Origin of the sequence: Paenibacillus sp. GCM10027626, assembly GCF_042676285.1 — a bacterium.
Lineage (GTDB): Bacteria > Bacillota > Bacilli > Paenibacillales > Paenibacillaceae > Paenibacillus_Z.
In genome coordinates this window covers 55,887-68,353 of the sequence record NZ_JBHTHC010000029.1, presented here as the reverse complement: position 1 = coordinate 68,353, position 12,467 = coordinate 55,887, and the positions used below count along the sequence as shown (strand labels likewise).

Annotated in this window: 15 protein-coding genes; 2 read left to right on the top strand and 13 right to left on the bottom strand. The window is 45.2% G+C overall.

Going from position 1 to position 12,467, the window contains the following annotated elements; translation table 11 throughout:
* Nucleotides 1-71: 71 nt before the first annotated feature.
* Nucleotides 72-1,100, top strand: a complete 1,029-nt coding sequence (locus ACFQ0N_RS34045) for a copper amine oxidase N-terminal domain-containing protein (RefSeq protein ID WP_379334566.1) — start codon at nt 72-74, stop codon at nt 1,098-1,100.
* Between the two features lie 224 nt (nt 1,101-1,324).
* Here ACFQ0N_RS34045 and ACFQ0N_RS34040 read toward each other — a convergent pair whose 3' ends face one another.
* The 4 genes from ACFQ0N_RS34040 to ACFQ0N_RS34025 all read right to left on the bottom strand — a co-directional run bounded on the left by ACFQ0N_RS34040 (nt 1,325) and on the right by ACFQ0N_RS34025 (nt 3,192).
* Nucleotides 1,325-1,771, bottom strand: a complete 447-nt coding sequence (locus tag ACFQ0N_RS34040; RefSeq protein WP_379334565.1) for an SMI1/KNR4 family protein — start codon at nt 1,769-1,771, stop codon at nt 1,325-1,327.
* 39 nt (nt 1,772-1,810) lie between these two features.
* Nucleotides 1,811-2,419, bottom strand: coding sequence for a DUF4304 domain-containing protein (locus ACFQ0N_RS34035; RefSeq protein ID WP_379334564.1), 609 nt, complete (start codon nt 2,417-2,419; stop codon nt 1,811-1,813).
* Between the two features lie 121 nt (nt 2,420-2,540).
* A complete protein-coding gene (locus ACFQ0N_RS34030) occupies nt 2,541-2,732 on the bottom strand; it encodes a hypothetical protein (protein ID WP_379334563.1) in 192 nt (63 codons plus the stop codon).
* Nucleotides 2,733-2,841: 109 nt separating this feature from the next.
* Nucleotides 2,842-3,192, bottom strand: coding sequence for a VOC family protein (locus tag ACFQ0N_RS34025; protein WP_379334562.1), 351 nt, complete (start codon nt 3,190-3,192; stop codon nt 2,842-2,844).
* Between the two features lie 290 nt (nt 3,193-3,482).
* Here ACFQ0N_RS34025 and ACFQ0N_RS34020 point away from each other — a divergent pair, with 290 nt between their 5' ends.
* Nucleotides 3,483-3,668 (top strand): hypothetical protein, encoded by a 186-nt coding sequence (locus ACFQ0N_RS34020; protein WP_379334561.1) that lies wholly within the window; start codon nt 3,483-3,485, stop codon nt 3,666-3,668.
* On the opposite strand, the gene ACFQ0N_RS34015 is transcribed toward ACFQ0N_RS34020, so the two are convergent.
* The 9 genes from ACFQ0N_RS34015 to ACFQ0N_RS33975 all read right to left on the bottom strand — a co-directional run bounded on the left by ACFQ0N_RS34015 (nt 3,652) and on the right by ACFQ0N_RS33975 (nt 12,373).
* A complete protein-coding gene (locus tag ACFQ0N_RS34015; protein ID WP_379334589.1) occupies nt 3,652-3,792 on the bottom strand; it encodes a DUF6220 domain-containing protein in 141 nt (46 codons plus the stop codon). The two genes, ACFQ0N_RS34020 and ACFQ0N_RS34015, sit on opposite strands and share 17 nt — an antisense overlap.
* A gap of 113 nt (nt 3,793-3,905) precedes the next feature.
* The gene (locus ACFQ0N_RS34010; protein ID WP_379334560.1) at nt 3,906-4,631 is read right to left on the bottom strand and encodes a VOC family protein; all 726 of its coding nucleotides are present in this window, start codon (nt 4,629-4,631) and stop codon (nt 3,906-3,908) included.
* 29 nt (nt 4,632-4,660) lie between these two features.
* Nucleotides 4,661-5,533 (bottom strand): RNA polymerase sigma-70 factor, encoded by an 873-nt coding sequence (locus tag ACFQ0N_RS34005; protein ID WP_379334559.1) that lies wholly within the window; start codon nt 5,531-5,533, stop codon nt 4,661-4,663.
* A 27-nt stretch (nt 5,534-5,560) separates the two neighbouring features.
* The gene (locus ACFQ0N_RS34000; RefSeq protein ID WP_379334558.1) at nt 5,561-5,911 is read right to left on the bottom strand and encodes an FAD-dependent oxidoreductase; all 351 of its coding nucleotides are present in this window, start codon (nt 5,909-5,911) and stop codon (nt 5,561-5,563) included.
* A gap of 40 nt (nt 5,912-5,951) precedes the next feature.
* A complete protein-coding gene (locus ACFQ0N_RS33995; RefSeq protein WP_379334557.1) occupies nt 5,952-6,848 on the bottom strand; it encodes a phytoene desaturase family protein in 897 nt (298 codons plus the stop codon).
* Nucleotides 6,849-7,044: 196 nt separating this feature from the next.
* Nucleotides 7,045-8,766, bottom strand: a complete 1,722-nt coding sequence (locus ACFQ0N_RS33990; protein WP_379334556.1) for a M20/M25/M40 family metallo-hydrolase — start codon at nt 8,764-8,766, stop codon at nt 7,045-7,047.
* Nucleotides 8,767-9,231: 465 nt separating this feature from the next.
* Nucleotides 9,232-10,158, bottom strand: coding sequence for a hypothetical protein (locus ACFQ0N_RS33985; protein WP_379334588.1), 927 nt, complete (start codon nt 10,156-10,158; stop codon nt 9,232-9,234).
* 203 nt (nt 10,159-10,361) lie between these two features.
* Nucleotides 10,362-11,702 carry a HAMP domain-containing sensor histidine kinase gene (locus tag ACFQ0N_RS33980; protein ID WP_379334555.1) on the bottom strand — a complete coding sequence of 447 codons (1,341 nt, stop codon included), beginning with the start codon at nt 11,700-11,702 and terminating at the stop codon, nt 10,362-10,364.
* On the bottom strand, nt 11,699-12,373 hold the full coding sequence (locus ACFQ0N_RS33975; RefSeq protein ID WP_379334554.1) for a response regulator transcription factor: 675 nt from the start codon (nt 12,371-12,373) through the stop codon (nt 11,699-11,701). Before ACFQ0N_RS33975 ends, ACFQ0N_RS33980 begins: the two co-directional genes overlap by 4 nt.
* Between the last annotated feature and the right edge of the window lie 94 nt (nt 12,374-12,467).

Genomic DNA, 12,467 nt, shown 5'->3' with positions numbered 1-12,467 from the left:
TATGGAAGGAAGAAAGAGGGGAACAAGAACGCTATTACATCATCTAAATCGGGAAAAGGGAGGAAAGTCTGGTGAAAAAATTATTGATTTTAACTGTGGTATCTGCATTGATGTTAACAATGGGGACCATTTCGGCTGCCGCGGCAGCTGCAGGAGCGCACATTTTTGTGGATGGAGTGCCGATCAAGGCTAAATCAGTGAATAAGAATGGAGTATCGTTTGTTCCTTTTCGGGAGTTGTTTGAAAGGCTTGGCATGGGCATAGGATTCGATTCGCGACTGAAGCAAGTGACTGGCACTAAGAAGGATTTGAAGCTTACGTTCACGCTTGGCAGTAAAACGGCATACGTCAATGGAACGAAGAAAGCTTTGCAGGCGGCACCGTTCTCTCAAAACGGAACCACCTACATACCTGTGCGGATCGTCGGGGAATCGACGGGTAATACCGTCTACTGGTCGCCAAAGGCGAATCTGATTCAAATTAACAGCCCGTCATTTAAAGGGGCAAGATACACCGTTGATGGTATCCCTGTGGTGATTAATAAAGATGGATCCATCCTAATGGGTCCCGATGCGGCGAAAGTAACTCATGTAGAAAATGAACTGGCAGAAAGGGAATCCATTGACAATTACCTGTCCAGTTCCCAAGTCGTTCGTGAAATTGGTGTGCCGCCAACAGAGGCGCAGTCCAAGGAGCCCGGATATAAAGGCTACCCGGATTATTTTGATCTTAACTATACTAAGGAAGGAAAGACTAAAGGTGACTTGCCTCCGTTGATGAGTAAAGGCTGGATTTCTTTAGCTATGCTTTCTGAGATCGAAAATATTAACCGACTTAGTACTGACAATCCAAATATCATTACTTTAGGGAGAGCGATTCCTGGGGCGTTCGGTCTTTTCAAATACGATATCGTTTTGACAGAAGAATACAAAAAAGCGACTAAAGGCGACTTTGTACTAAGCAAAATTCGGGTTAAGAAATACAAGGGTACAATGTACTTGAATATCGAAGATTTGAAGAAAGCCGAGGTTATTTACACAGAGCCAGAGAATCCGCAAGTGGAGCCAGAATTGGACGACGATTTTGAACCTTGGGTATAGAACTTAGCTTAATCCGCGTAAATCGCGGATTTTTTTGTCAAACTTTTAAACCGCTGCCGTCCCTTATGATACGGTTCAGCTTAACGGGTATATCGGTGAAAAATCCGCCGCGGCGCATAATTGCCATCTTTTATATCCGATCCAAGAGCTATGACCAAGTCTTCATAACAGGCGCAGAAGGCCGTCGAAGTACTCGGCGGCCTTGTTGTCGATGATTCAATACCTTAATCTACGTATAGTCCATTTAAGAATGTGTTGAAATCCGGAGCTAATTCAATAATCTGTTCAGATTCCACATCGACGTAAATAACAGGAGGCTCTTCTTTTGTATTTCTGTAATCAAATGCAACCCACGAATGTCCATCTCCGGAGAATAACACAATGTGTTCAGGCAATTCCCATTCTTCTATTAAATAATTGCTTTGCAAAATACCCTCTTCTTCACCTATGCCCATAATATGGTCAACACTAATATGGTCTTCAGCCCAAGAGGTTGGAACAGTAGAAGGAAATGAGTCATAGATAATGTATCCGCCATTCTGTTCTTTCAGTAGATTGATATAAGATTCAGGCAACTTTACCTTAAGTTCTTCTTCTGCTTTTTCTACTGCTCTATCTGTTAAGGGTTTTAACTTAAAATATTCACTGTCTTTTCGCCATATATTTTTCATCACTGAATGGCTCCCTTAGAAATGTAATAAAAAATCTTATTAATAATCAAATTCCACTCCGTATTTATCGAAGATGGCCTTGTATTTATTTTCGAATATGGTCCATCGATTTTCTGTTCCGTGCTTTCCCTGCAAAGCCTTCAAATAATTTTTAGCCGCTGCTACATCATTGGATTGTAATAGCAAATGAAAGCTCTCTTCGCCCAGATGTAAAAATGGACCTGAAGTGTAATAATCAACAATGGATCTGGCGCTGGTCATAGTATCATAGAAATGAATAACCTCTTCTAATCCACTTAGCAGCGTTTTTCTTAAATCATCCATATTCGTATCAGGAGTGATTGAAAATCGATCTGGAACGGACTGGGCAATTTCCCCAATTCTCGCTCTGAAGTGACACTCATATTCTTGGGGTGCTGTCAGAATCTCTCTCGATTGTATCTGTGCCAACTCCGCTGCATAAATACCGCAATTCACATAAAACATTACATTGTCCGCTGAATTGCCAGAGGATTTTTGAAAATTGAACATGTAGAAGAGGCTTTCTGTTTTCTTACTAAAATTCAAACTCTTCTTTGCGAAGCCATGCTTGGAAAGGAACGGCTTTACGTCCTGCTTTATCATATCGTTAAAGAGCTGCTGCAACATGATCCCTCCTGGAAGATTGCTATCCATACTAGCACGCATTCCTTATGAAAATATGTTTTGTCCATATTATATAACATTTATCCGGTAGCTTCACTATAATCATCCATATGTAAAGGATAAATTATTCTTTGTCAAAGTAATCATCTGGCAAATTTAATTCATTCAAAAAACCTATAAACTTTTCTCTGAAATTATTATTGTTTTTATATTCCGGCCATGCAGCCTTATAATAAGGCAAAAGCTTCTCATGGGGGATAATGCCCCAATATAAAATAGAGTTTTTCGCAACCTCTTTGTCGCCACCCATTAACATCTGTTCAATGATCTCCCAACTTGCCGCTTTGTCATTGCAGCTGCGTGTGGCATAGATGGCGGCAGTTTACATATTCGAGCGGTGTTGCGACACCTGTCATCTCATTTATCTAAAGATGGGTAAGAATATTAACGAGCTTACCGAATGGATCTTTTACAAAAAAGCGCCGAACCCCCCACGGCTCCTCAACTGGTCCATACTCAATTGGAATCTCTGCTTGTTTTATGCGAGTTAGTGCATTGTCAAGATCATCAACCTCGATTGACAAGTCAGGCACTGGTGTCCCTGAACCGCCCTCTGAAAGAAAGCTAATTTGAGTGTCCATTTTCTCATGCGAACCGTAAGTTGTAATAAATCCCATATCCATCAGTTGATCAAGTCCGAGCACTTCCCCGTAAAAGTACTTTGCTTTAGAAATGTCCTGAGTCTCAACATTGGCAATAATTCGTTTGACCTTCATTGCTACATCCTCCTAAATTTTTGATATATAATTTTTATTATATAAACTGGCCCTTTAATGGAACAAGGAATGACTATTTTTCCCCTTCCGACAGCTTTCTATATAACGCATTAGATTCTCTAAGACCACTTAAACTTTTAGCGTTGTTAAAAATGGGGGAATCGTCTTGGAAATGGGCCGGGGGGACCATAATCTCCGTATTTACCGACTGTTTTTTGCTACCCATCAGCTTAACAAGGCGGCTCTGATGTGGACACATCAGGGCTTTTTGTGCAAGGAGACATGATTTTATGACGCTAACACTCGAAGAATTAGTTGCCCGAACGACCAAACCCTTGATTGCGGACATTAGCCTCCAAGTGCTTCAGCAGTTATATGAGCAGCACCTTCTCCCTTATACGTTTACATATGAACTGGAGAATCATGAACCTGTTAAGCTGCACTTTGAAAAGGACAACTTCACGTTATCCTCCTAGGGAACTGAGCCGGAAACGAGAGGATGAGCAATACGAAAGGAATGAATGCGAAAATACCCGCGAAGTTGGCATGCGTCCCCCATTGCTTCGAATCTACGAACAAAGCGTAACCAGCTAAGAACACTTGAAATCCGATCCCGAGTGTGAATATCCAGTTCAGCAAACGAAAGCTGAATCTCGTATATAACAGCTCTCGATCAGGATGTGATGCTTGTGTCTGTCCTTTGTTCCATACGTCTAATCCCCCGCATTCGAAGACGAAATAATCTGAATAAAATAAGGATAGGGCTCGAGCTGAAACCTCTCATTTCGAGCACCTACAACCGTCATATGAATGGGATGGATTTCCGGAGGTCTTCGGGTCGGGTACCAACCGATCTCAATATCTCCCAGGATGAACATACCCTGATCATCACCTAACATTTGAAACGAGCTTCTATCTCCAACATAGGGTTTAACGTCAATCCGTGATCCTAATTCTTGAATGGCTTCGGGCACACTATTACGCAGTGGAAAACCGATCTCGCTAATATTTATTATCGATGAAATATGAAACGGTTCTGTTGTGGAATTTTTCATGGAATGTCTCGCGATAAGTTCCACCAGATTTCCCGAAGGATCCTCGAAATAGATCGCATGCGCATTCGTCCCCTTGAAGAAAGCGATGTCTTCGCTAGCATAAATACCCAGAAACTCCATAGGCGCAGCATCCAGCAGCGGGCAGCCCTGTCGAAGAAGCCATTCCTTAGCGTCAACAATCTGGTTCTCGGGAATGTTCAAGGCGAAATGATAATGGGGGCGAACGTCCCCGTCATCGCGAACAAAAGATAGAGAGGTTTCCCCCGCACGAACCGTGAACGAATTCTTGGTTTGAAATTCTACCAAGAAGCCAAGCCTATTTGCGTAAAACTCCTTCATTTCCGCCAACATGCGGGTTCTGAGCAACAACTCGACGATTCTCATCCTCTACACCTTCCTATTCATGAAATGGTCTATGACAACGTGGGATTGACATGTTTGAGTTTATCCGGGTTCGCGACGACATAGATCGATTGTATGCGATCACTTCTGAATTCGAACGAGTACACGTAGGCAACACGGTTATCTACCGTTAATACAAATCCTGTTCTTCCATTCACATCGGTAATTGAATAGGAGAATCGGCTATCGGGCTGTTTGAACCAGTCCGTCCACTCTCTGTAAAACCGAATCACATTCACGATCCCCATTACCGGGTATTGTACAGCTTGGGCCTTGCCCCCTCCATCTGTATAATGGACAACGTCTGTGGTTAACAGCTTCATTAAGCTTTCCATATCACCCTCTAGCAGTGAGTGAAGAAATAACTGCACCTGAGAGTCTGGGACGGATTTCGTGGAATGTTTTGGTGATTTATGATGAATGCTCTTTTTCGCCCGATGGAAGATTTGCCGACAGTTGAAGGTGCTCTTCCCGATGATTTCTCCAATCTCGTCGTATGGGTATTGAAAAATTTCTTTCAGAAGAAACACCGCTCTCTCGACCGCACTCAATTGTTGCAATAGCAATAGATAAGCCGTTGAAATCGTTTCTTTCCGTTGATAGATCTCGGAAGGATTCAGGTTGAAATTCTCCGCCTGCACTAAGGGATCAGGCAACCAAGTCCCTACATATACCTCCCGCTGTTTGGCGGAGGATTGCAGCAGATTCAAACAACGATTCGTGACGATTTTGCACAGATAAGCTCTTTCGTTGCGAACATTCGTTTCTGGGGGCAGTTGATCGAAAGTTAAAAATGCTTCTTGTACGATATCTTCGGCATCCATTACGCTTCCAAGCATTCTATAGGAAAGTGAAAACAATAAAGGCCTGTAGGTTTGATACATTTTTTCCGTGTCCCTAAGAGGTCCCTTCTATACCCACATTGGTTCGCGGGAGAGGATATGGCATGCAGCTCGCTTGGCGCTCGCTGCCGCTCCATCTACTAAATATTCGCCATGCGATGCCCAATCTCCGGCTACGTATAAGCCCCTAATTTCCGGAACGGCAGGTCCCGGGTTTTCCGTCCGTTTCATATGCATGAAATCGTGAACGACCGTCATTTTGGGGAGATATTGCTCGGTAACCACTTGCCGCCGCCAGTTCGGTTGAACGAGGTCCATCGCTCGCTCCAATTGTTTACGATCTTCCTGCGCATCGCTACTTAGTCCTTGAAATTTAATCATCTGGAACAACTGTATATCGCCATCATCACTTAATTCCAATCCTTTGACCCGTGAAGCGTTAACCATAAGAATCGGTTGATCAACCGTAAACAAATTGATATTTGGGATTTGGGAGGTTTCGTAATCCGATATCCAGACATGCGGCTGTAATCGGAATCGCTTGTTGTTCCCAGACCTTGAGCGAAGTATGTTCAGCTTGTGGGATCAATTTTTTGGCAATTTTCAGCGAAGTCGTCAAAATTACATGCGATGTATCGACCGTTTCTCCATCCGCACATTGAACATGTTGCACTTGTCCATTACGGTGTTCAACGGATCTTACCTTTTTAAGGGGCAACAAGGTTACACCTAAACGGAGCGCTTCCTCGCATAAATGATCAACTAGAGAGCCCCATCCTTTTTTCACATAATACACGCCTTTAATCGAACGTTGCATTTGTTTGAAGAGAGGACCGGCTACTTGCAAATCAGGGGCTTGCACATACGTTCCCCCCCGAGCGAGGACGTATAACAGATTGCGGATCATAGGGCTTTCCACATTTTCCTCCATCCAAGAACGTAAACTCATATAGGGAATCGAAGCCGTGTCTAATTTGAGGATTTTCATGAGGATGGCTCCAAACTTGACTTTGTCCGAGAGTGATAACAAGGGGGACTTTAATAATGAGCCGATGCCTGCGGGAAAGGGGTACACCTTCTCTTTCCATATTCCATACGGAGTGAACTCATCAACTTTCTTGAAAAGATCCGACATGAGCTTAAGCTCTTGGAAAATAGCATAGGCTTCGCCAAAATATAAAGCATGCGAGCCTAAATTAAACCGCACCCCCTCCTTCTTGTTGGTGATCGCTCTTCCGCCCATTTGCCCCTGACTCTCCAGAACTGCGACACTTTTGCCCTCTTTCGCTAGATAAAGTGCAGCCACCAAACCAGCGATTCCTCCGCCAACAATCACCACATCATACTTCGCTGTCATCTGAAACACCTCTTTCCTGTCTTTATATTCAAGACAATTAAGCGATTTATAATGTGACAGGATGGGGAGCAAGCTAATGATTATTTTTCGCTTCACTTGTGGTAAGGTTCCCCGTACCACTCTAACGGCGAAATTTTAGGGCGCACTAGTGGACTTACCGTATTTTCCAGCCTTTCTATCATCTCCTTGGAATCGCTTAAGATAGATTAATGTTCCCGTACAAGGAGCGCGTGGCGGATAGCCTATACGGTGTTGCAAAAAAAGCTGCAAGAATAGAAACCGGAATTACACTCAAAGCAGCAACAACTGGCGTTACAGGCATCATAAGCATCACATAGACCAGCCAACATAACGGCACGTACAGCAGCAATATTCCCATGCCAAGCACAGCCGATGCGATCATTCGGCCAATCGGATACCGATCCAAGATGGCGACAATCAGCATTCCAAGTGTCGATAACGTGAATAAATAACTGATCTCATAGAAAAGGAACGTGGTTCCAATTATGAGCAGCACTTGAAGCGGCAACAAACCGGCAACCGCCTCGGCAAGCGTTTGTTTTCTCATCCGGAAGGTCCATAATGCGAGAACTCCAAATCCATGGGCTACGGCTATGGAAAGAAAAACCCTGTCATTGTTCGTTGAGTCGCTCAAATGCATCATTTGAGTGAATAACGAGACGACGCCCCAGCTCAGTAAGCTCACCGCGGCCATCGTACCAAGCAGCCATCCCGTGCCGCTGACGATTTGGCGAAGATGAATTCTGCCAAGCCGAATCTGAAACATCAGCCAGCCTAATGAAGCCAACACAACAAATACTGACAGGAAATAGGCCATAATGTCGCTCATTACAACCAGATAGCCGGGCAGTAATGTAAAAAAAACACTATCCCGGTTTGAACCGCTGTCCTGAAATTGCATTTGCCCGGCATAGTCGGACATTTCCATGGCGATTTGCATAAAGTTATACGCGGTGCCGCGGTCCAAATTTTCAAAGTTGTCCGAAGACCGGTGATAATGCTCTACGCCCTCCGCCACTGCAAAATTAAGCCCTGGATATCCCGCATCCAAAAAAGAGGTCAAATCCGTGCCGTTCGGCATTTTGCGGTAAAGCCCGGTTAAGAACGAATAAGACACAGGGCGTGAGCTTGCGGATTGAAAATGCCGTACCAGATCATAGTTCGGAGTAGACGTTTCAAACATAAGCAGTCCGCCGCGATTCCCGCGTGCATCGAAGTTAATGACAAGATCGATCTTGCTTTGAAATTCCGGATGCGCCTTTATAAAAGCCTTCGCGCCCAGCGCAGATTCCTCTTCTCCATCCGTAAACAAAATATAAAGGTCATTGCGCAGCTCGGGATTTTTTGCTTGAACGCGCAATGCTTCCAGCAACGCGCATACGGAAACCATATCGTCAGCCGCGCCGGGAGCGTTTTTATCGCTGTCGTAGTGGGCCAGCATCAACATGCCGCGATCCGTATTGGGGGCATCCAGCTTCACCCATCCATTGTTTAACACGAATCCGTTTGATTTAGGGTCCGTTACGAAGTCTCTTCTTTCGCCTGCCTGATCACCTGAAAGTTGGATATTCTGGACTTTTTCTTTCGGTGGACTTTTCTGGTCACGATTCTCGGCCTCAATGTCCGCGGCAGTGTATACTTCGCGTTCGACAGCTGCTTCCAAGCCCATTCCGCGGATTTGCTCCAATAAATAAGACCGCACCTCATCAAGCTCCTTGGAACCGACCGGGTGCGGCGCGACGGTCATTGCCTTCAGATTGGCAAGCATTTGTTGATACGCCGGATAATCGGGATGGGATTCAGAGGGCGGCGATGGCGGCCGCATTTGTTGAAAACCGGTCCAAATCCCAGTCGTAATTACGATCATCATAAGCAAAACCGATATTTTTTTTGTCATCTTTGTTCCTTAACCCTCCTGCGAAATGAATGATGCTCTCACTATAAATAAAGGGAGGTTAAATGAAGGTTAAGAAAGCGACCCGCCGAGAAAATCAGCAGACCGCGTGCTTGACCTTCATGAATTTCGGTCCATTTTCTTTCAGGGGGGCCATCAAATTGACCCTTCGGTAATTCAAGGTCGTTTGCGTTCATGATCATAAAGGCAATTCTGTCCTTTAGTCATCCATGCAGCGCACGCGCTGCACCACAGATGATGAAAATGGGTGCAATGCGTCAATACTGCTACTACGGCTGGGAGAGGAAGGGCGATCAACTATGGTGCCTATGAGCCCATCCTTTAATCTGACTCCAACAACCACGGTGCATCACAGATTGTCGCTCCCTTTTGGGAAGCACTCATGGGAGATTAATCCTACTGACCGAATTCACCGGAGCTAAGTATACGACCCAAAATTTCTTATCTCTACTTATCAAGATTGCCGTGTAGGGCTCGCCGACGGTCATGCAGCACCAGCAAGATGATCATCCCCATCATGATGCCCAGGACGATGCCAGCCTCCGTAGTCAGCACCCGTGTCAGCGGGTATTCCGGGTTGGGCTGCGCATCGGGGCGAATCGCTGTCAAGAGGTTGTAGGTGTTGTGGGAGAAAAGCATTCCCGATGATATCCATGCTGCCGCCATAGGGGGGAGAAACCTCCGCGACCCACGCCGGATGGTCAGCACCAGCAGGCCCCATGCCCCCGCCAAGGCCCATACGCCGGTACTCAACGATAGCAGGTACCACCACACATCGCGGTTATCCAATTCGGCCGAGTCGATACCAAGTGTACCGCCCGCTGCCCAGAACACCTTGATGATGCCGAGTAGAATGCAGCCGGCCGCGACGAGCCTGGCCAAGGTTATCTGCAGTTGACGGGTGTGTCCCGGTAGCTCCCCACAGTCGATCGGACCGCCCAACGCCTCCGGCCACCGTGCCTTGGCGTAGCCCGCTAAGGCGAGCGGCAAGCAGATGCCGACTCCGACCAGTGAAACTATGACAAATAGCTGCTCGTAGGCCCAGAAGTCGGCGGCACCTGCCTCCTTGTCCCGGGTCAAGGCTGCGGGACCGAGCACCGGTGCCAGCAACAACGTGGGAACGAGCAGACCGGTGCCCACCCATACGGGCAAGGCAACTAACCACGCAGGCAGCCGCTCACCCCACGGCCTGCAGAACGCCATCGCCAGTAAGATGCCGATCGCGGCAATAACCATGGTTGTCGCGTTGATCGCGCGCCAACTGTCGTTGCCCATTTGATCGGTAGGAATGAATAGACCGAAAGTCCAAGCGATTTTGATCAGCAGATATGGCGTCACCGCTATGGCGGCGCCATAACCGCAGGTTCTACGCATCTTCATCCATCGTGAGCTCGGCCGCTCGGTTGGTGTTCGGTTATCTTTACTTCTTTCCAATAGTTGAAATTGGCTTAATCTCGGCATTCACATTCCTCATTTCCTCAGAGTAAATACGTCGGCCCTTTCTCATACCCTTCCTAAATAAAATCACCTCAAATCCCACTTTACTTGTTAAATGGGAAATTGAGGTGACCGGAAGTTTAAATTTCGTTTAAATTCTGGCTTAAATAATGGATTATCCCATTGGGAGAGCTGGATATCTCCCAATTGATGTCCATTTCTTTCGTCATGAAGGAGACAATTGACAGACCAATACCGGCCCCTTTCACTTCTGTGTCGTGCTTTATCCCTTCTCCTTTATCTTCAATGAGCAGGCGCATTATGCCATTCCGTTCAACGAAACCAATCCCTATGTATTGACCGGATTTGGCATACCTGATCACGTTTTGCACCAGGTTATCCAGAATGCATCGCAACCATAATGGATCGACATTCCAATTTAACGCTTGATCCGGCAAATCTATATCCACTCGAAATCCTTCTTTTTCTAAGACAGGATACCATTCAACAGCGGCATGGTGTAATTCCTCTATAACATCGATAATTTCCCGTTTTATTGGGTGTTTTCCCGCTGAAAGCAATGTATAGGTAAGCAGGTTTTCAAGTAATTTTCCAACATCATTGAGTTTGTTGATAATGATTTGCATTGACTTTGTTGCTCTGGGTGATGATGGATTACTCTGAACAGTGTAGGCATGCTGTTGAATGACGGTCAATGGTGTGCGTAGATCGTGAGATATGTTGGCGATCCATTGTTTTCGAAGATTCTCTTCCTCCTTCTCCCGCGCTCTACTGCTTTTCAATTGGGTCACCATCCGGTTAAAGGATTTTTCCAACTGTCCAATCTCATCGCTGTTATTGACTGAGACCTCATCCAGAATCCCGTTATTTCCGGTATCTGACATTGCAGTTTGAAGTTTTACAAGCCTTTTGCGAATGCTTAAGAAGAACAATAAGGATACCGTCACGATCGAAACACCTGCGACAGAAATAATGAGGATTAAAAAGAGATCCCCATTTACCGGCTTAATTGCGAGCGTCGTAGTGGATTTTGGGATATGAAATACCATAAATCCTTGTTTCCCGTCTGTACCCATCACAGCTGTCACAGTGAATAGGTCTTGTTCCTTATTCCTATCAAGATAGTTGATGAGGTTAGAGGGTGTCCACTGATCGGGAATTTCTGTGATACGCTTATAGATCGCATGGGTTTTCCCCGCTTTGTCGACCCAAAACAGCTTGGATTTCGGATAATGTTCTTGTATCTTACCCAGCTTTTCATTGATTGTATGCTGATCAGCTTCATTTAGTTGTTCAGCTGTATGTTCCCACATTTTTTCTATTTCCAGTGGCTCATATATCGCATTTTGTTTAAGCAAAATACCAGGCAAATAGTAGAGAGCCGGCAAAATAGGCCACATGAGTATAGATGCGAGGATCAGTATCAGATATTTGGAGAGGAGCGATCTTCGAATATTCATAATTTCAACCTATAGCCGATGCCGCGAATCGTCTCGATTATCTGCGGATGACTGGGATCAAGCTCTATTTTTTCACGCAAATGACGGATATGCACCATAAGGGTTCGATCCCCTTTGATATAGGGTTCTTCCCACACTGCTTCATATATTTGCCTTTGTGTCAAAATCTGATTGGGGTGATCGAGAAGATACATAAAGATATGAAACTGTTTACCGGTCAGGACAATCTCCGTATTCGTTTCTGTATTCAAAATGCGGTTGGCTTTTCGATCAATATTCAAATGTCCCAACTGCATAAGATCGGTAGAGACAACGCCTGAGCGCCGGAGCAGAATTTGAATCCGCGCTTCTAGTTCGTCGGGATGATACGGCTTTGTCATATAGTCATCCGCAAAAGAAAGTCCCTGTAGTTTATCCTCAATGGAGGTTCTGGCTGTCAGCATCATGATTGGTTTTTCGGGGTACTTTTGTTTAAGACGCTGTCCGATGGTATACCCATCTAACCCAGGCAGCATGATGTCTAAAATGACGATATCGGCTTGCACCATATGCTCCATTGCATTTTGTCCGGAATTCAACCATATGACTTCATAACCCCGTTCGGTTAAAAAATCACTGACCCATGATCCAATTTCTTGATCATCTTCAATATGTAAAATCGTTGAGTTCATCTCAGAAGTCCCCTCCTTATAAAGGTGAGTACATTTTACACTAAAATAAGAGTTACTCCAAGAGAGCATCGACAATGAGCATCTAAAAAGGATC

Bases quoted from the DNA above. Each gene is read 5' to 3' on its own strand.
- ACFQ0N_RS33980 (WP_379334555.1), bottom strand. From the start codon at position 11,702: ATGAATATTCGAAGATCGCTCCTCTCCAAATATCTGATACTGATCCTC.
- ACFQ0N_RS34005 (WP_379334559.1), bottom strand. From the start codon at position 5,533: ATGTATCAAACCTACAGGCCTTTATTGTTTTCACTTTCCTATAGAATG.
- ACFQ0N_RS34040 (WP_379334565.1), bottom strand. From the start codon at position 1,771: ATGAAAAATATATGGCGAAAAGACAGTGAATATTTTAAGTTAAAACCC.
- ACFQ0N_RS33990 (WP_379334556.1), bottom strand. From the start codon at position 8,766: ATGACAAAAAAAATATCGGTTTTGCTTATGATGATCGTAATTACGACT.
- ACFQ0N_RS34035 (WP_379334564.1), bottom strand. From the start codon at position 2,419: ATGTTGCAGCAGCTCTTTAACGATATGATAAAGCAGGACGTAAAGCCG.
- ACFQ0N_RS34025 (WP_379334562.1), bottom strand. From the start codon at position 3,192: ATGAAGGTCAAACGAATTATTGCCAATGTTGAGACTCAGGACATTTCT.
- ACFQ0N_RS33985 (WP_379334588.1), bottom strand. From the start codon at position 10,158: ATGCGTAGAACCTGCGGTTATGGCGCCGCCATAGCGGTGACGCCATAT.
- ACFQ0N_RS34010 (WP_379334560.1), bottom strand. From the start codon at position 4,631: ATGAGAATCGTCGAGTTGTTGCTCAGAACCCGCATGTTGGCGGAAATG.
- ACFQ0N_RS34020 (WP_379334561.1), top strand. From the start codon at position 3,483: ATGACGCTAACACTCGAAGAATTAGTTGCCCGAACGACCAAACCCTTG.
- ACFQ0N_RS33995 (WP_379334557.1), bottom strand. From the start codon at position 6,848: ATGACAGCGAAGTATGATGTGGTGATTGTTGGCGGAGGAATCGCTGGT.
- ACFQ0N_RS34030 (WP_379334563.1), bottom strand. From the start codon at position 2,732: ATGTTAATGGGTGGCGACAAAGAGGTTGCGAAAAACTCTATTTTATAT.
- ACFQ0N_RS33975 (WP_379334554.1), bottom strand. From the start codon at position 12,373: ATGAACTCAACGATTTTACATATTGAAGATGATCAAGAAATTGGATCA.